This is a genomic window from Planctomycetota bacterium, from assembly GCA_039819165.1.
Lineage (GTDB): Bacteria > Planctomycetota > Phycisphaerae > Phycisphaerales > UBA1924 > JAHCJI01.
This window is the reverse complement of the sequence record JBCBSM010000001.1, coordinates 829,897-850,953: the sequence shown is the minus strand read 5'-3', so window position 1 is coordinate 850,953 and position 21,057 is coordinate 829,897. Positions and strand designations below refer to the sequence as shown.

Annotated in this window: 24 protein-coding genes; 10 read left to right on the top strand and 14 right to left on the bottom strand. The window is 69.9% G+C overall.

Features of this window, described 5'->3' with window-relative positions; genetic code table 11:
• The first annotated feature begins 36 nt into the window (after window positions 1-36).
• Both AAFX79_03800 and AAFX79_03795 read left to right on the top strand, forming a co-directional pair.
• The gene (locus tag AAFX79_03800) at window positions 37-453 is read left to right on the top strand and encodes a response regulator (protein MEO1007663.1); all 417 of its coding nucleotides are present in this window, start codon (window positions 37-39) and stop codon (window positions 451-453) included.
• Window positions 450-2,039 (top strand): HD domain-containing phosphohydrolase, encoded by a 1,590-nt coding sequence (locus AAFX79_03795; protein ID MEO1007662.1) that lies wholly within the window; start codon window positions 450-452, stop codon window positions 2,037-2,039. Before AAFX79_03800 ends, AAFX79_03795 begins: the two co-directional genes overlap by 4 nt.
• A 21-nt stretch (window positions 2,040-2,060) precedes the next feature.
• Here the strand turns inward: AAFX79_03795 and AAFX79_03790 are convergent, their stop codons facing one another.
• From AAFX79_03790 to AAFX79_03725, 14 genes are all read right to left on the bottom strand, one after another.
• Window positions 2,061-3,332 (bottom strand): hypothetical protein, encoded by a 1,272-nt coding sequence (locus AAFX79_03790; GenBank protein MEO1007661.1) that lies wholly within the window; start codon window positions 3,330-3,332, stop codon window positions 2,061-2,063.
• Window positions 3,329-3,961 (bottom strand): hypothetical protein, encoded by a 633-nt coding sequence (locus AAFX79_03785; GenBank protein MEO1007660.1) that lies wholly within the window; start codon window positions 3,959-3,961, stop codon window positions 3,329-3,331. Before AAFX79_03785 ends, AAFX79_03790 begins: the two co-directional genes overlap by 4 nt.
• Window positions 3,958-4,899: a hypothetical protein gene (locus AAFX79_03780; protein MEO1007659.1), complete on the bottom strand. Its 942-nt coding sequence runs from the start codon at window positions 4,897-4,899 to the stop codon at window positions 3,958-3,960. The genes AAFX79_03785 and AAFX79_03780 overlap by 4 nt, the downstream gene beginning before the upstream one ends.
• Window positions 4,896-5,348, bottom strand: a complete 453-nt coding sequence (locus AAFX79_03775) for a GspH/FimT family pseudopilin (GenBank protein MEO1007658.1) — start codon at window positions 5,346-5,348, stop codon at window positions 4,896-4,898. Before AAFX79_03775 ends, AAFX79_03780 begins: the two co-directional genes overlap by 4 nt.
• A 23-nt stretch (window positions 5,349-5,371) precedes the next feature.
• A complete protein-coding gene (locus tag AAFX79_03770) occupies window positions 5,372-5,905 on the bottom strand; it encodes a type II secretion system protein (protein ID MEO1007657.1) in 534 nt (177 codons plus the stop codon).
• 87 nt (window positions 5,906-5,992) lie between these two features.
• Complete coding sequence (locus tag AAFX79_03765; GenBank protein ID MEO1007656.1) at window positions 5,993-6,544, bottom strand: hypothetical protein; 552 nt, start codon at window positions 6,542-6,544, stop codon at window positions 5,993-5,995.
• Between the two features lie 7 nt (window positions 6,545-6,551).
• Window positions 6,552-7,172, bottom strand: coding sequence for a GspMb/PilO family protein (locus tag AAFX79_03760; GenBank protein MEO1007655.1), 621 nt, complete (start codon window positions 7,170-7,172; stop codon window positions 6,552-6,554).
• Window positions 7,169-7,732: a hypothetical protein gene (locus AAFX79_03755; protein MEO1007654.1), complete on the bottom strand. Its 564-nt coding sequence runs from the start codon at window positions 7,730-7,732 to the stop codon at window positions 7,169-7,171. Before AAFX79_03755 ends, AAFX79_03760 begins: the two co-directional genes overlap by 4 nt.
• Window positions 7,729-8,649 (bottom strand): hypothetical protein, encoded by a 921-nt coding sequence (locus tag AAFX79_03750; GenBank protein ID MEO1007653.1) that lies wholly within the window; start codon window positions 8,647-8,649, stop codon window positions 7,729-7,731. Before AAFX79_03750 ends, AAFX79_03755 begins: the two co-directional genes overlap by 4 nt.
• Window positions 8,646-9,851 carry a type II secretion system F family protein gene (locus AAFX79_03745; GenBank protein MEO1007652.1) on the bottom strand — a complete coding sequence of 402 codons (1,206 nt, stop codon included), beginning with the start codon at window positions 9,849-9,851 and terminating at the stop codon, window positions 8,646-8,648. Before AAFX79_03745 ends, AAFX79_03750 begins: the two co-directional genes overlap by 4 nt.
• The gene (locus AAFX79_03740; GenBank protein MEO1007651.1) at window positions 9,848-11,665 is read right to left on the bottom strand and encodes an ATPase, T2SS/T4P/T4SS family; all 1,818 of its coding nucleotides are present in this window, start codon (window positions 11,663-11,665) and stop codon (window positions 9,848-9,850) included. Before AAFX79_03740 ends, AAFX79_03745 begins: the two co-directional genes overlap by 4 nt.
• The gene (locus AAFX79_03735; GenBank protein MEO1007650.1) at window positions 11,662-11,997 is read right to left on the bottom strand and encodes an STAS domain-containing protein; all 336 of its coding nucleotides are present in this window, start codon (window positions 11,995-11,997) and stop codon (window positions 11,662-11,664) included. Before AAFX79_03735 ends, AAFX79_03740 begins: the two co-directional genes overlap by 4 nt.
• A gap of 13 nt (window positions 11,998-12,010) precedes the next feature.
• Entirely contained in the window at window positions 12,011-13,429 is a 1,419-nt protein-coding gene (locus AAFX79_03730) for an ATP-binding protein (protein MEO1007649.1), read from the bottom strand.
• Between the two features lie 183 nt (window positions 13,430-13,612).
• Window positions 13,613-14,020 carry an NADH-quinone oxidoreductase subunit A gene (locus AAFX79_03725; protein MEO1007648.1) on the bottom strand — a complete coding sequence of 136 codons (408 nt, stop codon included), beginning with the start codon at window positions 14,018-14,020 and terminating at the stop codon, window positions 13,613-13,615.
• A gap of 257 nt (window positions 14,021-14,277) precedes the next feature.
• Between AAFX79_03725 and groL (AAFX79_03720) the strand changes: the two genes are divergently transcribed.
• From groL (AAFX79_03720) to acpS, 8 genes are all read left to right on the top strand, one after another.
• Window positions 14,278-16,041 carry a chaperonin GroEL gene (gene groL, locus AAFX79_03720; protein MEO1007647.1) on the top strand — a complete coding sequence of 588 codons (1,764 nt, stop codon included), beginning with the start codon at window positions 14,278-14,280 and terminating at the stop codon, window positions 16,039-16,041.
• 68 nt (window positions 16,042-16,109) lie between these two features.
• On the top strand, window positions 16,110-16,400 hold the full coding sequence (groES, locus tag AAFX79_03715) for a co-chaperone GroES (protein MEO1007646.1): 291 nt from the start codon (window positions 16,110-16,112) through the stop codon (window positions 16,398-16,400).
• Entirely contained in the window at window positions 16,400-16,825 is a 426-nt protein-coding gene (locus tag AAFX79_03710; GenBank protein ID MEO1007645.1) for a four helix bundle protein, read from the top strand. The genes groES and AAFX79_03710 overlap by 1 nt, the downstream gene beginning before the upstream one ends.
• Window positions 16,826-16,874: 49 nt before the next feature.
• On the top strand, window positions 16,875-18,488 hold the full coding sequence (gene groL, locus AAFX79_03705; GenBank protein MEO1007644.1) for a chaperonin GroEL: 1,614 nt from the start codon (window positions 16,875-16,877) through the stop codon (window positions 18,486-18,488).
• 48 nt (window positions 18,489-18,536) lie between these two features.
• Window positions 18,537-19,685 (top strand): molecular chaperone DnaJ, encoded by a 1,149-nt coding sequence (dnaJ, locus tag AAFX79_03700; GenBank protein ID MEO1007643.1) that lies wholly within the window; start codon window positions 18,537-18,539, stop codon window positions 19,683-19,685.
• 57 nt (window positions 19,686-19,742) lie between these two features.
• Window positions 19,743-20,330 (top strand): nucleotide exchange factor GrpE, encoded by a 588-nt coding sequence (locus AAFX79_03695; GenBank protein ID MEO1007642.1) that lies wholly within the window; start codon window positions 19,743-19,745, stop codon window positions 20,328-20,330.
• A gap of 1 nt (window position 20,331) precedes the next feature.
• Complete coding sequence (locus AAFX79_03690; GenBank protein MEO1007641.1) at window positions 20,332-20,682, top strand: zinc ribbon domain-containing protein; 351 nt, start codon at window positions 20,332-20,334, stop codon at window positions 20,680-20,682.
• A complete protein-coding gene (acpS, locus tag AAFX79_03685) occupies window positions 20,679-21,056 on the top strand; it encodes a holo-ACP synthase (GenBank protein MEO1007640.1) in 378 nt (125 codons plus the stop codon). The genes AAFX79_03690 and acpS overlap by 4 nt, the downstream gene beginning before the upstream one ends.
• Window position 21,057 lies beyond the last annotated feature (1 nt).

The window sequence follows — 21,057 nt, the reverse complement described above, 5'->3', positions numbered from 1 at the left end:
TCCCCGAAAGGCCGATAGAGCCCCGAAGGCACACCCGTGGACACACCCCTTGATCCATCCCGGCCGATCGTGCTGGTCGCCGACGACGAGCACCACATCCGCTTCATGCTGGAGTGGAAGCTCAAGGAGCAGGACGTCCAGATCCTGACCGCCGCGGACGGGCGCACCGCGCTGGCGCTCGCGCAGCAGCACCACCCGGCGCTCATCATCAGCGATTACCAGATGCCCTACATCGACGGCATCCGCCTCGTCCGCACGCTGGCCGAGAGCCCCGAGACCGCACGCATCCCGGTGATCCTGCTGACGGCCCTGGAGCACCGCATCAGCCGCTCGGAACTCGAAAACACGGGCGTGGAGCACATCCTCCGCAAGCCCTTCAGCCCGACCGAGCTTCTCCAGATCGTCGGCGACTACCTGGAGAACTTCCGCTCGGCCCGGGGGGATGCGGCATGAGCGAGCCCTTCGACGCGACCAACGCACCGATCATCCTCCGGTGGTCCCCGGTGCACGGCGTCGATTCCTCCTCGCCCTGCCCGCCCGAACTCGCGGCCCTCTTCGAGCAACCCGAATGGCGAGAGAAGCTCGATGCGCTCTGCCGATCGACGCGGATCGACCACGGCGCTCGGACCATCATGCCCGGCGTGGAGGTGGTGGGGTTCAGCCGCGGCAGCGATCCCACGTCCAGGCGGGACTATGAGCTGGCCGTCGCGTTCACCGAAGAACTGCTGGATCATCCCGAGCTCGATGCCATGGCCTCCGCGGCCGGCACATCCGCCCAGGGCCTCCGGTCGGCCGTGCGGCGTGTAGCCGTCCACACGCCCGGCGAGATCGATAGGCTCGCGCAGTACGGCGACTGGGCGCTCTCCCGCGAGATCGAGCTGGTCTCGGGCCGCGACGACCTAGTGAACACCTTCAGCGAGCAGCTCTCGGAGTCCTACGAGCACATCAGCCTGCTGCTGTACGTCGGCCGCTTCATGAACCACGTCGCCGACCCGCACGCCGTGCTGCAGACGGTGGCCCAGGAAGTCCGCCGCACGATGAGGTACGGCTGGCTCGCGCTGGTCGTGCTCGAGGGCCGCGGCGCCGCCGTCAGCATCTCGGGCACCACGGCGGTCATGGGCAGCCCGCCGTTTAGCGAGCGAGCCCTCCGCACCGCCTGCGAGGCCTATGCGACCAGCCACCCCGCAGACGCGTGGACGCGGGTGATCGATCCGGGCGACGAGGAGCTCGGCGCCATCGCCAACGGCGAGATCCTCGTCGAGCCCATCACCCACGAGGGCCGCACCGTCGCGCTGATCATCTGCGGCGAGAAGGGCGGCCGCCGTCCGGTCATCGATAGCGTCGACATCCAGATCCTCGATGCCGTGGCCGATCTGATGGGCGTCTTCCACGACAACCTCCGCCGCTACGAGCAGCAGGTGCAGATGTTCATGGGCGTCGTCGGCTCGCTCACCGCGGCCATCGACGCCAAGGACGCCTACACCAAGGGCCACTCCGAGCGCGTCGCCTGGGGCGCCCGCGAGCTTGCCCGCGCGCTCGGGCACGACGAGCACACCTGCGAGCGCGTCCACCTGGCCGGACTGCTGCACGACATCGGCAAGATCGGCGTGCCCGAGGCCGTGCTCACCAAGAAGGGGCGGCTGACCGAGGGCGAGTTCGACCTCATCAAGAAGCACCCCCGCATCGGCTACGACATCCTCCGCGGCATCCCCTCCCTCGAGGACGTGCTGCCCGGCGTGCTGCACCACCACGAGAAGTGGAACGGCAAGGGCTACCCCACCGGCGCGGCGGGCGAGGAGATCTCGCTCTTCGGCCGGCTGCTGGCCGTCCCGGACGTCTTCGATGCGCTCAGCTCCGATCGCGCCTACCGCAAGGCCCTGCCCCGCGAAGAGGTCATCGCCGAGATCCAGCGGTGCTCGGGCTCGCACTTCGATCCCCGGATGGCCCGCGCCTTCCTCGACCTGGACTTTACCGAGTTCGACGAACTGCTGCGGCACAGCGAGGAGACGCCCGGCATCGCCGAGCGCAAGGCCGCCTGACGTTTCCCAACGCTCCGCCCGCTACCAGGTCCAGATCCAGCTCTCGGGGTCGAGCGCCACCGCGCCCTCGTCCACGAACGCGCCCACCGGCGGCAAAGTCGGGATCTGCGGATCGTGCTGGATGGTGATCGTCGCTCCGGCGAGCGCGCTGCTGCGGCCCGTCGCGATGACGGTGCCCACGAAGTCCATCCGCGGGAACGCGAAGGTCATGTCTCCGTCGACATACACCAGCCCGCGGAGCCCCGAGGGATACGCGTCGACCTGGTCGTCGTCGCCGTCGCCCAGGTAGGGCGTGTGCTCCGGATTGAAGTTGATGCCCGAGGCGGCCTCGTCCGGGCCCGCCGTGGTGCCCGCGAACGTGATGCTGCCGTCCACCACGAGCGCCGGCATGTACGGCTTGTCGCCCTGGATCAGCACGCCGGCCCCGATGGTGCTGAAGAGGCCGGGGTTGATCAGCACCAGCGTCCCCACGATGCGGCACCGCGTCACCACGATGTTGGCGCCGGCGCAATCAACGATGTAGATGCCCTCCTCGTTGGGCGTGCCGTACGGATTCGACGCGTCGCTGAGTAGTACGTCCTGCAGGTACCGCGTGCCGAGCACGTTGGGCAGGCTCGCCAGCGGGATCACCGTGCCCCTTGTGTTGTAGTAGGTGACCAGCGACGGGTCGGGCAGCCGCCGCGCGGACGCCCCGGCCGTCGTCGTGCCCGAGTAGGTCGAGCCGTTGATCGTGCCGACCGCCTCGACGTCGGCGTTGATGGTACTGCCGAGCGGCGCATCGGCGTTCGCGCCCGTGGCGATGGCCACGTCGCTCGTGATCGTCGCGCCAGCACCAAAGTACAGGTCGTTGCCGCAGTACAGCCCGACCTCGAGCACGTCCAGCGGGTCACCCGAGGGCACGAAGGTCGCCTCCACGCGGTAGCGGGCTTCGCTGTGAACGCCGCGGACTGCCAGCCGAACGGGGCCGTCGCCGTTGTCGAGCAGGGTGCTGCCGTCGAACTCGGTGAACCGCCACGCGAACTGGCCGCGATCCACGTCCTGCCAGTGCACCAGTCCGCTGAGGTTCGCCCGCCAGCCCGTGCCGTCCGCGATCGATGCCGCCAGCGTCCGCATGGCGTGCTCGGAGCCCGACCGCGCGTTGAGCTGCGCCCGCGAGAAGTCGTCCTCGAGGATCGAGGTGCGGGCCTTGGTGGTGGCGATCGACAGCGCCGCCAGCCCCGCGGCCGACGTGATCGAGGCGACCATCAACGCCAGCAGATAGGCCGCGCCCCTCTCGTGGCGGGCTCGGCTCATCGCAGCGCCTCCGTCCGCGTCGGCCCGCCGGGCGGCCGCCGGCTCTCGACGGCCGCGGTGCCGAACAGGTCGGTGCCGTCCGAGAGCGTCATCGTGACGTCGACGCGGGCCAGGAACTCGGTGTTCGCCACGGGGGGCGGCATCACCGCGTCCGTGTCCCCGCGTAGGGCCTCTCGGATCGCTTGCGTGCCGTCGGGCGCGATGACCGTGACGGTGACCTCGTACAGCCCGCCGACGGTGGTGGCCGCCACGGCGTCGCTCGCCAGGCTGGCCACCGCGACCTCCCAGGACCACCCCGCCGGCGCGCAGGCGACGCCCGCGGGCGTCCGCGGCGGCGATTCGCTGAACCCGTCGTAGTCCAGCACGTGGTCGTAGTTGTCCAGCCGCGAGGCCATCGAGCTCGTCGCGCCGTCGGTCGCGGCCGACTGCTGCAGCACCTCGTTCATCAGCATGCCCGCCAGGGCCTCGGCCTGCCGGCGATTGGTCGCGCTGCCATTTGCCCTTGCCGACGCACCAGCCACGCCCACGGCCGCCACGATGGAGGTGCCCACGAGGATCACCGCGAGCGTTGCCTCGACCATCGAGAAGCCGCTTCGCCGGCTGGTTTGCGTGCCTCGCCGCGTGCTCATCGTTCGATCACCCCGTAGACCTCCAGCACCAGGTCCTGCGAGCCATTGATCGTGAAGCTCGTCTCGTCGCCCGTCACCAGCCAGCCGTCGGCGAGGAACTCGGGCGACGACGTGTCGATGGCCAGTGCGCCCGCCGCCCCGCCGCCGTACATGCCCATGACGATCGCCACGTGGTCGCCCGCGGCGATCCGCACGGGCGTGGGCAGCACGACCTCGTACGGCTCGGGGTCGCCCACGGCAAATTCTGACTCGGATAGCCGGACCTCGGCCAGCACGGTCGTCTCGGGCAGCCCGCCGCCGTCGACCGGACGCACCTGGAACACCATCTCCTGATCCGGGGCCCCGCGTTGCTCGATCTCGAACACCAGCCGCGTGATCTCGCAGGCCACCGCGTCTGCGGGCAGATCGGGCTCCACGACGGCGCCGACCCACTCGTCGGCGCGAATGCGATCCACGCCGCCCGATCCGCTGGCGTCCGTGCGTTCGAAGAGCAACTCCTCGATGACCACGGGGATTGCCTGGTACCGATCCGTGCCGGCCACCCGGATGTCGACGTAGTTGATCCCCAGGCCGTCCACCGCGTCGACGATCGCGACCGGCGTCGCGTCGTTCATCGAGAGCGTCAGCGGGTCGCCCGGCGTGCCCGACCAGGCGTACCGCAGCCGGTCCTCGATGCCGTCGCCCGTGCGATCGGGCACCGTGAACGTCACCGAATTCGGATTGCTCTCCAGGAATTCACGGGCCAGCCGCAGGTCGGCGGTCATCCGCGCCAGGCCGTCGGCGCCCGCGCTCATCTGGCTCTGGTCGGCGGCGGCGCGAAAGGCCTGGCCGCCGATGCCGATGGCGGCGATCGCGCCGATCATCACCGTCGAGGTGATCCCCAGCGAGATCGTCACTTCGATCAGCGTCAGGCCGCGATGGTGCGCACGGCCGATCATCGGATGCTCGCCTCGCCGGTGGTGGGGTCGACGTCGAGGATCCACTTGCGGCCGCCGCCGTCGAGCTCGATGGTGCCGCCCGAGGAGGGCACGCCCAGCTCGTTCAACGTAAAGGCCGCCGAGCCGCCGAAGTCGGCCGTCACGAGCCGGACCGAGAACGGATCTCCCTCCAGCTGCAGCACGTGGTCGACGGCGGCATCGAGCCGGTCGGGCAGGCCGCTGAACTCGACGCGGTCGGGGGCGGACAGGAACGCGACGTCGACCTGGGTGGCGGTGGTACGGGCGTGCGCGGCTGCGCGGTCGAGATCCGCGACGAGCTGCTGGGCGCCGCCGTGCGCCCGGTAGCGGCCCGTCGCGGAGGAGTAGGCCGGAAGTGCAAGGCCGGCGGCCACCGAGATGACCACCAGCACGATCACGAGTTCGGTGAGGCTAAAGGCACGCCGGAGCATCGAGCCCTCCGAGCGTCGCGACGCTAGTACGAGGTGTACAGCACGCCGGCGTCGTCGGTGAGCGCACCGGTGTTCGCGGAGATGTTGCCGGTCGTGTCGTCGTAGATCCAGGCGATGCCCGCACCGGGCGCGGCGCCGACGCCGTTGCTGCCCTTCTCGGTGCCGATCTGGATCGTCGGGATCTCCTTGAGGTAGGGACCGTAAATGAACTCGCCGGTCTTGGTCGCGCTCAGGTTGCCCTCGGCATCCGAGAACTGCACGACCATGGCGTTGGTGAAGTCGGCCAGTGCCGGGTAGTTGTTCTGGTGCTCGGCGTAGTAGAGCTCCAGCGCCCCGCGGAGCGTCGCGAGGTCCGACTTGAGCCGCGACGAGGCCGCGCCCGCGGCGCCTCGGCTCATACGGGGGACCGCGACGGCGGCCAGGATGCCGAGGATCGCGATCACGATCACCAGCTCGATCAAGCTAAAGCCACACCGGCGTTGACGCAGCACCCCAAGCATGTCCGTCACCTCCACCTCGGATCCCGGCGGGCCATCCTGGCTCGCCGAGGATGGCATCGGCGTTCTCGTTGCCCGTATCCAGCCACCCATCCCCGTTGCGGGGCCTTCATCGCGTCGCTCGGGCGGTCTGTGCCGGCTGTGCGGCTAGCGCCGCGGAGCGCCAACCGAGACGCCCCGGCGACCGGGAGCCGTGGCCTGGTCCGGTAGCTCGACGCGGATCCGCCGAGCGCCGCTCTCGAAGACCGCCGCCCGCCGCTCGACCTCCACCAGCGTCATGCCGTCAATCTTTTCGCCGATGCGCACGGGCCTGCCGTCGATGATCGCCACGCTATCGGGCCCCGCGGCCAGCACGGCGCTGAGCGTGTGGCGGGACGCGAACGAGCCTCCCGCGGACGCCACGGCCTCGCCAGCCCCTGCATCGGGCATCGCGAATGGATCGGGCACGCCCCCCGACTCGTTCTTCTGGGCCATCAGTGCCCGGGCCGCCTCGTTCCAGCCGGCCATCGCCTTGCGTTCGTCGAGCGGTCGGGCAGCCGCCCCTGCGCCTGCGTCCCCGGTGGTCGCGTCGTGCATGGGCACCGGTGCGCCGGCCTGGGCCGATTGCGGCCCAGCGCTGAGCAGTTGATCGACGCCCAGGACCAACCCGGCGCAGCCCAGCAGCGCGACGTAGACGCGACGCTCCTTGTTTAGCTTCATGCAGCGTTCATCGAGCCGGCGGCGCGGACCCTGGAGCCGACCCGCCCCGCCCGGCTTCGGGCCCTGCCGAAGGCGCGGAATAGCGCGACAGGCCGAGCTGGAACACCTGGGGCTGCTCGGCGCTCGTACCCCGGGAGACGGTCACGTGGTCGACCGCCACGTCCGGAAAATCGTCCTCGAGCAAGCCGATCAGCTCGATGAGCCCCTCCAGCCGCCCGGCCCCCTGCAGCAGCATCCGCGTGCGGAGCAGCCCGTCCTCCTCCCGGCGGTCCATCGTGTCGACGCCGCGCACGACGAGGCCGCAGTCTTCGGCGCCATCCGAGAGCCGCTGGAAGATCGAGCCCGCCGCGATCGCCGCGGGCTGCTGCGCGTCCAGCCGCAGCGTCCGCCGCAGTTCAGCGATCCGCGTGCGGAGTGCGTCCATTTCCTCGGCGCGCTGGACGGCGGCCGCTCGCTCCGCGGCCGCGATGACCTCCTGGGCACGCGCCGCCTCGCGGGCGTGCTGCATGGGACCAACGCCCAGCAGGTACACGAGTCCGGCAAGCACCACCAGTACGCCCGAGCCGAGCGCGTGCACGTGCGCCGGTGTCAGGCGGCTTGCCAGGCTCTGGAGCGAGGCGGGCTTCATGGCTTGGCGCTCCCGGGCTGGACCGTGCACTCGATCTGGAAGCTCGTGCTCGCGGGGCTCCCGGGGGGCGCCACCCGCGAGTACACCAGCACGGTGTTCGAGAACAGCCGCAACGAGTCGAGCCGCTGCGACATGCCCTGCGCCAGCGGCGTGCTGCCGGCGAATCCATCGATGACGACCCGCCACTGCGGGGGGCCGCTCGGAGCGCGCTCCTTGACGGTGATGCTGCGGAGCACCACGCCATCGCCCGTGCTGTGGGCGATGACCAGGAGCACCGCGTCCCAGGCCGGCATGACCGACGCCCGCCGCTGGGCCCGCTCGCGGGTGGTCAGCGCGTTGATCTCGTTGTGTAGCGTGGCCAGCATGGAGCGGTCCGCCTCGGCCTGGACCGCGAGGTCGGCCGACAGGCTGCCCACCGGCGGCGCCGCGCTGCGGAGGCCGACCACGATTAGGAAGCCGGCGCCCGCGACGAGGCCGGTCGTCACGCACCAGTGCTCCAGCCAGCGTCGCACTCGCAGTGCGGCCACGCGATGGCGAGGCAGCAGATTCGTCGGGGTCATGCCGCGTCCTCCAGCAGGGCGAGGCCGATCGCGCCGGCGAAGCGCGCGTCCACCTCGCCGCCGTCCGGCGCCGCGAACGGCCGCACGTCGATGGCGAGGGCTTCGCCTACCACCGCACGCAGCGTCGGCAGCGTGCCGCCGACGCCACACAGCACCGTCACGAAGTCCGCCGACGAGCGGCAGCGATGCCTCTCGAAGCCCACGCAGGCGCGCACCTCTTCGGCGATTGCCGTGCCCAGCACGGACAGCGATCGGCCGTGGTCCCGCAGCCGCAGCTCGGGCAGCGCCCGGGCGTAGGTCTGCACGCCTCCGCGATGCACCGCCAGCACGCAGGCGTCCGCCTCGACGCAGACGATCACTCGGAACGCATCGCCGCCGGCCGCTTCGCCGTGCACCGCGCGGGCCATGGCCCGCGTCGGATCGTCCATGCCGGCCACCCGCAGGCCCGCCAGCTCCAGCACGCCCGCGAGGGCGTCGGCGGGCTCGGTCTTGCAGCCGATGACCATCATCTCGTGCCGAGAGCCGGTGGCCGGCAGGCTCCAGGCGGAGAACTCGAAGGGCGTCTGCTCGAGCTTGCGGAGGCGCTCCAACTCGGCGCGAGCCAGCTTCGCGAAGGGCGCGTCCGACGACGCGGGCGGCATGTTCATCGTCGCATGCACGAGCGATTCGGCCGGAGCGGACACGACCACCTCGGTGCCCCGAGCGCCGCGGCGGAACAGCAGCGACTCCAGCCGCCGGGCATCGGTCTCGTCAAGCACGTCGCCGGCGTCGAGGCGGCCCATGACGCCCGAGCACGCGAGCCTCCAGTCGCCGGCGACGCCGACGACCTCGGCGATGCGGATCTCGGACGGCAGGATCTCGACGCCGATCCGGGGCCGCCGTCGTGCCGCGGAGATGAGGTTCCCCAGGTTCGTCATGGCGCCCCCGCGGTGGCCGTGAGATCGAAGAGCGGCAGGAACATGCTGATGGCGATCGTGCCGACGATCAGCCCGAGCGTCACCAGCAGCAGCGGTTCGATGATGCTCGTCAGCGTCTTGAGGGCCGCGTCGTTCTCCTCCTCAAGAAACTCGGCCACATTGTTCATCATCCGCCCGATCGAGCCCGTGCGCTCGCCCGTCCGCACGCCCTCGCGCACGAGGGGGTGCACCAGGTCGCTGCCATCGAAGACCGAGCTGATGGGCTGGCCCGATTCGGCGGCGTCCCGGGCCGACCGCAGCAGGTCGACGTACTCGGGGCTCCGCATCGACCGCGACGACAGCTCGAGCACGTCAAGCAGCGGCAGGTGGCTGTCCAGCAGGAGGGCGAACATCCGCGCGACCCGGGCGTTAGCGAACGCCTGCAGCAGCGGGCCGATCTTGGGCGTTCGCAGCATGGCGCCGCCGATGAGGCGTCCGGTCGAGGGCCGCCGCGTCGCGAGCCACCCCAGCGCGCCCACGCCGAGCACCGAGGGCACCACGGCCCACCAGTAGTTCCGCAGGACGTAGCTGATGGTCATGAACAGCTGCGTGCTCGGCGGGATGGGCGTATCGAGCGAGTCGAACAGCTCCTCGAACCGCGGGAAGACGAACACCAGCATCGAGACGACGACGACCAGCCCGATGCCGATCAGCAGCACGGGATAAATCATCGAGGCGACGAGCGTCCGCTGCACGCGGAGCTGCTGCTGCAGCATGCGGGCGACGCGGTCGAGCAGTTCGCTCATCCGGCCGCTGTCCTCGCCGGCGGAGATCATCGCGCGGCACACGCGATCGAAGTAGCCGGGGTGCTTGGCCATCGCCTCGGACAGTGCGCTGCCCGATTCGATGTGGTCGCGGATGTCCTCGAGCACGGCCGCGAACTTGGGGTTGCGGGCCTGCGACGCAAGGCTGTCCACGGCCTCGGACAGCTGCGTGCCCGATGCCAGCAGCACCGAGAGGTGCCGCAGGCACTGGGTGATCTCGCCTAGCTTGCCCTTGGGCCCGCGGACGCGCTCGTCGTCCACGCGATCGGCCTCGCCGAGCTCCAGCACGAGCACGCCATCGGCGCGGAGCTTCTCGCGGGCGGCCTGCTCGGTGGCGGCCTCCATCACGCCGCGGCGGGACTTGCCGTTTGCGTCGAAGCCGGTGTAGATGAACTTCATGCGGCCTCCCGCAGGCCGTCGCCCTGTTCGTCGTTGTCGTCGGCCCGCGTGACGCGGAGGGCTTCCTCGAGGCTCGTGGTGCCATTCTTGGCGACGAGTACCGCCTCCTCGCGGAGCGTCTTGCCGCCGCCCCGCCGGAATGCGTCCCGCAGCTCCACCGACGAGGCGCCCGCGTGCACGAGCCGGCGGGTTGCCGGCGTGACCTCCATCACCTCGTATACGCCGGTGCGGCCCTGGAAGCCGGTGTCGTGGCACTGCACGCAGCCGAGCCCGCGGCGGAACGGCGTTCGCTGCTCGCCGGCGAGCCCGGCCTCCTCGAGCACGCCATCGTCGGGGTAGTACCTGGTCGAGCAATTGGGGCAGATCGTGCGGGCCAGCCGCTGCGCGACGACGCCGTTGATCGCGCCCGACAGCAAGTAGGGCTCGACCGACATGTCCATCAGCCGCTCGATGGCGCCCGGCGCGTCGTTGGTGTGCAGCGTTGCGAGCACCATGTGCCCGGTGATCGCCGCCTGCACCGCCACCCGAGCCGTGTCCTGGTCGCGGATCTCGCCGACCATGATGACGTCCGGATCCTGGCGAAGGATGCTCCGCAGCGCGCGGCCGAACGTCAGCCCGATCGACTCCTGCACCTGGATCTGGTTGATCAGGTCGAGCTGGTACTCCACCGGATCCTCGACCGTCACGATGTTCCGCTCGGGGCTGCTGAGCAGCTCGAGGGCCGAGTACAGCGTCGTCGACTTGCCGCTGCCCGTCGGGCCGGTGACGAGCACGAGGCCGTACGGCTTCCGCAGGATGCGGGCGATCGTGGACATCAGCTCGGGCCGGATGCCCAGGTCCGCCAGGCTCGCGTTGAGGTTCTCGCGATCCAGGATGCGGATCACCAGCTTCTCGCCCAGCAGCGTCGGCATCGACGACACGCGGAGCGACACCTCGCGTCCCTCCGCCATGATGCGGATGCGGCCCTCCTGGGGCATCCGCTTCTCGGCGATGTCCAGCTTGGCCAGCACCTTGACGCGGGACGTGATGGCCGAGTGCATGCCCTGGGGCGGCCGCATCAGGTCGCGGAGCGTGCCGTCGATGCGGTAGCGGATGCGGGTGCCCCGGTGGCTGGGCTCGATGTGGATGTCGCTGGCCCGATCCCGGATCGCCGTTAGCAGCGACATGTTGACGAGGTTGACGATCGGGCTGCCCGCGACCAGCCGCGACAGGTCGTCCTCGGAGCTCTCCTCGTCGACCTGCTCGCGGTCGAAGACTTCGACGTCGGTCTCCTCGAGCTGCGACAGGAACGCGTTGAGGTCGGCCTGGTTCTGGGCGTACTTCTCGAGGTACTCCTCGATGTTGGGCCGCAGCGCCAGCACCGGGCGGATGCGACAGTCCGTCAGCTCCTTGAGGCGGTCGATGGTCGGCAGCGACTGCGGCTCGGCCATCGCGACCGTCAGCTCGTCGCGTACCCGGAACATGGGGATGACGGCGAGCCGCTGCGATTCCTCCGCGGGCACCAGCTTGAGCAGCTCGGGATCCACCAGGCCGTGGCGGAGCACGCAGCTGCGGATGCCCAGGTGCTTGCCCAGCGCGTGCACGAGCTGCGACGACGGGATGATGCCGTCCTCGACCAGGATCTCGCCGAGCAGCCGGTCCTCGGTTCGCTGGCGGTGCAGCGCCGCGCCGAGCTGGTCCTCGGTGATGGCGCCCGCCTCGAGCAGCAGATCGCCGATGCGGATCGGGCCCTCCGGCGCCCGCGCGGGGGGCGGCGCGGGAGGCGCCGGCGGATCGCCGGCGCTGGGCTGGTCGGGGCGTTCGGCGTCGCTCACAGGAAGCTCCTGGCGGCCGACACGCCGTCGTCGTAGATGTCGAACTTCGGGGCGATGCCCGTGAGGTCCAGGCAGGTCCGCACCGTCTCGTTCAGGCCACAGAGCTTGAGCACCCGCCCGGCTCGGGCGAGGTCGTCGGTGGCGTCCAGCAGCGCCTCGAGCGCCTTGCTATCCATGAAGGGGACGGCCGACGCATCGACGACGCAGCGGCCCATCGAGCGGCGGGCCAGATCCAGCAGCTGCCGGCGGAACTCGATGGAGTCGGCCTGGGCGATCGCGCCGTCGGGCCTCAGGAAGGTGACGGCTCCACGAACCTGCTCGTCGATGCGCATCGCGGCGACCCCCTTAGGCGACGAGCCGGCCCGATGGGATGGAGAGGGTGAACACGCTGCCCTTGCCGACCTCCGAATCGACGCTGATTGATCCCTCGTGGCAGAGCATGATCTCCTTGGCCAGCGTCAGGCCCAGCCCCGTGCCTTGCGTGCCCGAGCTGCGAGCGTCGTCGGCGCGATAGAAGCGCTCGAAGATGCGGTCGCGGTCCTGGGCCGAGATGCCCGCGCCGGTGTCGCGCACCTCGATGGTCATGCCGTCGACGCCGCTGTCGACGACGACGTCCACCTCGCCGCCCTCGGGCGTGTACTTGATGGCGTTGCCCAGCACGTTGTGGCAGGCCTGCAGCAGCTTGTCGCGGTCGCCGCGGATCACCGGCAGCTTCGGCGGCAGCTTGAACCGCAGGTCCACGCTCTTGGCCGTTGCCTGGGGGACGAATTCGCCGCGGAGCTCCTCGAACAGCTGGTCGCTGCGGGCCTCGCCCTCCTGGATCGAGAGCGCGCCAGCCTCCATCTCGCTGACCGAGAGCATGTCGGAGACGACCCGCTCGAGCCGGCGAACCTCCTGGTTGATCACGTTGAGGCAGGTGCCCAGCATCGCCTCGTCGCATTCGTCGCTGATCGCGGTCTCGGCGTACAGCCGCATGTTGGTCAGCGGGGTCCGCAGCTCGTGCGTGGCGTGCGCGACGAAGTTGGCGCGGGCGTCCTCGGCGGCGTTCAGCTGCGTGACGTCCTCGACGACCAGCACGCTGTGGCCCGGCAGTTCGCACGCCCGGACCGACACCCGCAGGCACGCCCGCGTGTCGCCTAGACTGCGGTCTACTTCAACGCTCGAGCGGCGCAGCTCGCGACGCCCGCCTTCCGACGTGCCCAGCAGCCCATCGAGCTCGAGGTGGTCGGCGATGTCCGCACCGGCGAGCTTCGAGGGATCCGCGTTGAGCAGCATGGCGGCCGCCTCGTTCGCGAAGCAGACCCGCAGCTCGGCGTCGACCACCAGCACGCCCTGCCACAGCGCGGCGCACACGGCGCCCGTGAGGCTTGCGTCACCACTGGATGGGATGGGGACGCCGGGCGACGCGGAAGCGGGCTCCGCGGCGGGGGCCTCGAGCCGCTCGAGCAGCGCGTTCCAGGCGGCGGCCTCGGCGCCGAAGCGCTGGCCGATCCGGAGTTCTTCGGGTGCCGCCTTCCGTTCGACCGAGGCGAGGACGGCCTCGCGGAGCGCCGCCATCGCCAGAAGCCGCTTCCGCAGCCACCGGTACGCGAGGGCGCTGGCGGTGGCGGAAAGGGCCACCAGAAGGCCGAACTCGACGATCACCGGCAGGCCCGTGGTCGATCCTGCGCGGACGACGAGCCAGCCGTGGGCCGCCGTCACCAGCATCAGCAGCCCGACGGTCGCCAGGCCGAAGGGAGCCAACGCCCGTTCTCTGGACTGCATCGGCCTCCAGTCCATGGCTTTTTGCCCCCCCGCGCACCCGCGATCGAACCCGTCGAGCCCCGCGGCGGGGGCTCGTCGCGGCGCTGTATCGGTTGGAGGGATCGGGGGCTCAAGGCAATGCCCCGGGTTCGCCCGTGGCACGGGGAACCCTGTCGCCGATAAGCCGGCTGGCCGAAGCCGCTGCTAATCGAACTGGAAGACGCCCTTGCGGAGACCGTACAGGTAGGCGACCACGGTGGTCAGCAGGAAGAAGAGGATGCGGCCGAGCCACAGCAGCCGCTCGTCCGCGTCGAGCCCGAGATTCGCGAAGGTCGTGGCCCATGGATACAGGAACACGATCTCAACATCAAAAACCAGGAAGACCATCGCGATCAGGTAGAAGCGGACGTTGAACCGCTTGCGGGCGGTGCCGACCGCCTCCATGCCGCTCTCGTAGGTCGCACCCTTGGTCTCGCCCTGCCGGCTCGGCCCGAGGATCCGCGTCAGCACGATGTTCATCACGCTGAAGCCGACGACCGCCATGATGATGACGATCAGCGGCAAGAAGGCCGCGGGGTCGGTCGTGCCCAGAGTCGTGGGTCCGGCGAGCATGGGCCGAGGATAGGCGTCGGCCACCCGCACGAGCGTTCACCGCGACGCCCGCCGAGGTCCGAGGTCGCTCACCGGGATGCCAGTTTGGCGGTTCGTGCGGGGCGTGGCGGGGCTCGGGCAGTCACGCGGTCCGGCGTAGGCGATCCCATATCGCTTCGCGGACTGGCGCGCCGGTTGTACTGGGCCTCGCCAAGCGTGCTCGCCGCGTGCGGCGGCGTGCTGCCGCGTGACGCAGAACCAAACGGAGATCGCTGCCCATGGCCGTCAAAGAGCTGACCTTCGATGTCGACGCCCGCCACGCCCTGCTCGCCGGGGTGGAGAAGCTCGCCCGGGCCGTGAAGAGCACGCTGGGCCCCAAGGGCCGCAACGCCGTGCTCGACAAGTCCTGGGGCGGCCCGACCGTGACCAAGGACGGCGTGTCGGTGGCCGAGGAGATCGAGCTCCGCGACCCCGCCGAGGACATGGGCGCCCGCCTGGTCAAGGAGGCCGCCAGCAAGACCAGCGATGACGCCGGCGACGGCACGACGACCGCGACCGTGCTGGCCGAGGCGCTCTTCCGCCAGGGCCTGAAGTTCGTCGCTGCCGGCGTGGACGCCAACTCGCTGGTCCGCGGCATGCGTCGGGCGGTCGAGGCGGCCACCGAGTCGATCGACGGGCTGGCGACGCCCATCCAGGGCAAGGCCGACATCCAGAACGTCGCCACCATCAGCGCCAACAACGACCGCGAGATCGGCAAGATCATGGCCGACGCCTTCGACAAGGTCGGCAAGGACGGCGTCATCACCGTCGAGGAGGGCCGCGGCCTGGAGACCGAGGTCGTCGTCGTCGAGGGCATGCAGTTCGACCGCGGCTACCTGTCGCCCAACTTCGTGACCGACCCCGACGCGATGAAGGTCGAGCTCGACAAGGCCCTCATCCTCGTGCACGAGGACAAGATCGAGAACGTCCAGAAGCTCGTTCCGCTGCTCGAGAAGGTGATGGCCGCCAAGAAGCCGCTGGTCATCATCGCCGAGGACATCACCGGCGAGGCGCTCGCCACCCTGGTCATCAACAAGCTCCGCGGCACGCTGCAGGTCGCGGCCGTCAAGGCGCCGGGCTACGGCGACCGCCGCAAGGCCATGCTGGGCGACATCGCGACCCTCACCGGCGCGACGGCCATCATGAAGGACCTGGGCATCGACCTCGAGGACGTCGACCTGGGCCACCTGGGCCTGGCCAAGAAGATCGAGATCGACGGCGAGAACACGACCATCGTCGAGGGCGCGGGCAAGACCAGCGACATCCAGGGCCGCATCGAGCAGATCCGCCGCGAGATCGAGACCTCCACCAGCGACTACGACCGCGAGAAGCTCCAGGAGCGGCTGGCGAAGCTCGCCGGCGGCGTGGCGCAGGTCAAGGTCGGTGCGGCGTCCGAGGCCGAGCTCAAGGAGAAAAAGGCCCGCGTCGAGGACGCGCTGCACGCCACCCGCGCCGCGGTGGCCGAGGGCATCGTGCCCGGCGGCGGCACCAGCTTCATCCACGCCCGCGCCTCGATCGAGAATCTTAAGGAATGGAAGGCCGTCTTCGGCAAGGCCCACGACGTGTCGGCCGACGAGATCGGCCACGCGAAGTACGACTTCGCCGCGGGCATGCAGGTCGTCCACGAGGCGCTGGGCGTGCCCGCCCGCACCATCGCCGACAACGCCGGCGTCAAGGGCAGCGTCGTGGTCGCCAAGATCGGCGAGCACATCGAGGACGAGCCCGAGAGCGGCTTCGGCTACAACGCGCTGACCGACACCTACGAGGACCTGATCGACGCGGGCGTGATCACGCCCGCCAAGGTCGATCGCTCGGCCCTGCAGAACGCCGCGAGCGTCGCGGGCGTGCTGCTCGCCGCCGACTGCCTGATCACCGAGGTGCCCGACACCGACGACGCCCCCGCGGGCGGCCCGGACATGGACGGCATGGGTGGTATGGGCGGAATGGGAGGCATGGGCGGCGGCATGCCGGGCATGGGTGGGATGGGTGGCATGGGCTTCTAGTCCCGCCTCGAATCGCCCATCCCTCGATCGCATCTGAGTACGCACCAAGACCTGCAGGAGCAGCAGCCATGAACGTCAAACCCCTCGATGATCGGATCGTCGTCCGCCCCGTGGAGAAGGAGGCGATGACCGAGTCGGGCATCTTCCTGCCCGAGACCGCCAAGGAGAAGCCCATGACCGGCAAGGTGCTGGCCGTCGGCCCGGGCCGGCGGCTGGACAACGGCGAGCGGGCCAAGCCGACCGTCAAGAAGGGCGACACCGTCGTCTACGGCAAGTACGCCGGCACCGAGGTCGAGGTGAAGGGCGATGCGCATCTGATTTTGCGGGAGAGTGAGTTGCTGGGGGTGGTGGAGGGCTGATGAAGCCACTGGCCACTGGCGATTGGCCACGAGCCGCTGGGGGCGGGATGAGCGAGATCCGGTCGTTCGAGGATCTTCAGGCCTGGAAGCTCTCCGTGTCGCTCACCACCAGGGTGTACCGGGCGACGGCGGCCTTCCCGAGCGATGAACGGTTCGGCCTCGTGAGCCAGATGCGGAGGAGCGCCGTTGCGGTCCCGAGCAACATCGCCGAAGGCTGGGGCAGAGGACAGACCCGCGACTACGCGAGGTTCATCCGGGTGGCCCGAGGATCGGCGTACGAATTGCAGACGCAGCTGCTCATTTCTAGTGAACTTGGATTCGTTGCAGCTGTGGACTTTGAGGATTTGATGTCGGACGTGCAGCAAGTCGGCAGAGTTGTCTCGGGCTTGCTGCGGAGCATCGAAGCGAAGTTGACAGAACGCTAATGGCCAGTGGCGAGTGGCTAGTCGCCACGCCGGGCCCGAAGGACGACCAATGAGCACCAAGCAGATCATGTTCGACGACTCCGCGCTGCTCGAGATGAAGCAGGGCGTGGACCGGCTGGCCGACGCCGTCAAGTGCACCATGGGCCCCGCGGGCCGCAACGTGGTGATCCAGAAGAGCTTCGGCGGCCCGAAGGTCACCAAGGACGGCGTGTCGGTCGCCCGCGAGGTCGAGCTGCCCGATCCCTTCGAGTCCATGGGCGCCAAGATGGTGCACCAGGTTGCCAAGAAGACCGCCGACAAGGCCGGCGACGGCACGACCACGGCGACGGTGCTGGCCCAGGCCATCTTCACCGCGGGCCTGAAGCACGTGGCCGCCGGCGCGAACGCCGTGCAGATCCAGCGGGGCATCAACAAGGCCGCCGAGGCCGCCGCCGACGCGATCGATGCCGCGGCGACCCCGTGCAAGGGCAAGGACGACTACCGCAAGATTGCCACGGTGTCGGCCAACCACGACGCCGAGGTCGGCCAGCTCATCGCCGATGCGATCTCGAAGGTCGGCGCCGAGGGCGTCGTCGAGGTCGAGGAGGGCCGCGGCGCCGAGACCGAGCTGGAGTTCGTCGAGGGCATGCAGTTCGACAAGGGCTACCTCTCGCCGTACTTCATGACCGATCCCAAGACCGCCGAGTGCGTGCTGGACGACTGCCTCATCCTGCTGCACGAGAAGAAGATCGCCAACCTGACCGATCTGCTGCCGCTGCTCAACAAGGCCGTGTCGGCCGGCAAGCCGCTGCTGCTGATCGCCGAGGACGTCGAGAACGAGGCCCTCGCGACGCTGGTGGTCAACCGCCTGCGCGGTTCGCTCAAGATCGCCGCCGTCAAGGCGCCGGGCTTCGGCGACCGCCGCAAGGCGATGCTCCAGGACATCGGCATCCTCACCGGCGGGACGTACTTCAGCGAGGATCTCGGCCGAAGCCTCGAGTCCATCGAACTGAACGAGCTGGGCAAGGCCAAGAAGATCGTCATCACCAAGGACGACACCACGGTTATCGAGGGCGCGGGCAAGAAGAAGGACATCACCGCCCGGGCCGAGCAGATCAAGGCCCAGCACGACGCCTCGACCAGCGACTACGACCGCGAGAAGCTGATGGAGCGGCACGCCAAGCTCACCGGCGGCGTGTGCATCATCCACGTCGGCGCGGCCAGCGAGGTCGAGATGAAGCAGCGCAAGGACCTCGTCGACGATGCGCTGCACGCCACCCGCGCCGCGGCCAAGGAGGGCTACGTCGCCGGCGGAGGCGTGTCGCTGCTGCGGACCCAGGAGGCGATCGCCGCCGGCCGCAAGAAGGCCAAGGGCGACGAGCAGATCGGCTTCGACATCGTGCACAGCGCCGTCGAGTCGTGCGTCCGCCAGATCGCCGAGAACGCGGGCTTCGATGGCGATCTCGTCGTCGAGAACGTCCGCGAGGGCGAGGCCAACGAGGGCTTCAACGCCGCCACGGGCGATTACGTCGACCTCATCAAGGCCGGCATCATCGACCCGGCGCTGGTCGCCCGCACCGCGCTGGTCAACGCCGCGAGCGTCGCGGGCCTGATGCTCACCACCGACGTGCTGGTGACCGAGCTCAAGGACGAGACCGAGCCGGCGGCGGGGGCGGTGGCATAAGGCGTGGCGCCAGCTCTGTCGCACTAGGTCGATCAACAGAAAGGTCGCATGCCCACCACCCGCGACTACTACGAGATCCTCGGCCTCGAGCGTGATGCGTCCGGGGACGACATCAAGCGGGCGTACCGCCGCCTTGCGCTCAAGTACCACCCGGATCGCAACCCCGACGACGCCGAGGCCGAGGCGAGGTTCAAGGAGGCGGCCGAGGCCTACGAGGTCCTGGGCGACGAGGGCAAGAAGGCCCGCTACGACCAGTACGGCCACGAGGGCCTCCGCGGCGAGGGCGGCGCGGCTCATGATTTCAGCCGCATGCACGTCGACGACATCTTCTCGATGTTCAGCGACATCTTCGGCGGCGGCGGATTCGGCGGGTTCGGCCAGCAGCGGGGCCGCCAGCGCGTCGCGCGGGGCTACGACCTCGAGACCGAGGTCGAGATGAGCCTCAAGGACGTGCTCACGGGCGTGGAGCGGGATGTCGAGTTCACGCGGCTGGACGTCTGCGACACCTGCACCGGCAGCGGCGCCAAGCCCGGCACCGAGCCGGCGACCTGCCCGACCTGCGAGGGCCAGGGCAAGGTGCAGCAGCAGGGTCTCGGCGGCATGTTCCGCATGGTCACCGCCTGCCCGAGCTGCCGGGGCAGGGGCACCATCATCAAGGAGCACTGCGAGGCCTGCAAGGGCAAGGGTCGCGTGCCCCGCAAGCGGTCGCTGAGCGTCCGCATCCCGCCGGGCATCCACGACGGGCAGGCCGTCCGCGTGCAGGGCGAGGGCGAGCCGCCGCCGGCGGAGCTGTCCGCGAACGGCGCGGGCGTGCGGGGCGACCTGCACGTCGTCGCGCGGATCGCCGAGCACGAGTTCTTCCAGCGCGACGGCGACCACCTCGTGATGGAGATGCCCCTCAGCTTCACGCAGGCGGCGCTGGGCACGGAGATCGACGTGCCCACGCTCGGCGAGAAGGCGACCACGACCGTGCCCCGCGGCACGCAGCACGGCGCGATCTTCCGCATGCACGGCAAGGGGCTGCCCAACCTGCGGAGCGGCCGCCGGGGCGACCTGGTGCTGCTCGCCCAGATCGAGATCCCCAAGAAGCTCAGCGACGACCAGGAGCGCCTGCTCCGCGAGTTCGCCGAGACCGAGGACCACGACGTCCTGCCCGAGAGCCAGGGCTTCCTCAAGAAGATCCGCGACCTGTTCTGATCTTGCACCCGTGGCGCACCAGCGGTGCACCGGGACGACGCCAAAAGGACGCACGCGATGGCCGACAGCGAGCACGAGACGATCGACGATGCCGCCCACGAGGAGCGGGGAGCGGCCGCGCCGGCGTCGTTCGGGGACATCGAGCGGACCGAGGACGGCGATCTCGTCGCCGAATCCGCCAGGTTGTTCTTCGCCGATCTGTCGAATCGCCTGGCCGACATGGACGATCGCTGGAAGCGGACGCTCGCGGAGTTCCAGAACTTCCAGCGGCGGGCGTCGACGAACGAGGCCGAGGCCCGCGCCCGCGGCGTGCGGGACGTCTGCGAGGCGATGCTCGGCGCACTCGACAGCCTGGACATGGCGCTCGCGCAGGATCCCGAGAAGATCACGGCCCGGCAGATGATTCAGGCCGTCGAGACCATCCGCAGCGAGGCCAGCAAGGCGATGGCCCGCCACGGCGTGCAGCCCATCGCGCCCACCGTGGGCGACGAGTTCGATCCGCACCTGCACGAGGCGGTCATGAAGCAGCCCGCAGAGGGCGTGGCAGCCGGACGCATCGCGCTCGTGCTGCAGGCGGGCTACGCGATGGGCGAGCGGGTGCTGCGGCCGGCCAAGGTCGGCGTCGCGCCGGCGGAGGACGAGTGACATGCCCACCTACGACTACCGCTGCAACGCCTGCGAGCACGAGTTCGAGCTGTTCCAGTCCATGAAGGACGCGCCCAAGAAGACCTGCCCCGAGTGCGGCAAGCGGAAGCTCGAGCGCCTCATCGGCACGGGTGCGGCGGTGCTCTTCAAGGGCTCGGGCTTCTACGAGACCGACTACCGCAGCGATAGCTACAAGAAGGCGGCCAAGGCGGACAGCCCCGAGTCCACGGGCGACAAGAACGCCGGCGACAAATCCGGTGACAACACCGGCACCTCGAAGAAGCCCGACGCCGCGAAGAAGGCGAAGCCAAGCGCCGAGAAGAAGCCCGACAAGAAGGCCCCCGCCGGATGATCGTCGGCCACGGTGTCGATCTCGTCGAGGTCGCCCGCATCCATCGCTCGATCGATCGCTTCGGCGACCGATTCCTCGAGCGTGTGTTCACCGAGAACGAGCGGCGCTACGCGGCCGATCGCGCCCGCCGCCTCGAGCATCTCGCCGCACGCTTCGCCGCCAAAGAGGCCGTCCTCAAGGCGCTCGGCACGGGCTGGTCGGGCGGCATCGCCTGGACGGACGTCGAGGTCACCCGGGACGCGGCCGGACGGCCGGGCGTCGCGCTGCACAATCTGGCCGCGGAGCACGCGCGCCGCCTGGACGCCAAGCGGTGGACGCTCTCGATCAGCCACACCGATACGCACGCGATGGCCTCGGCGATCGCCGAGGGCTAAT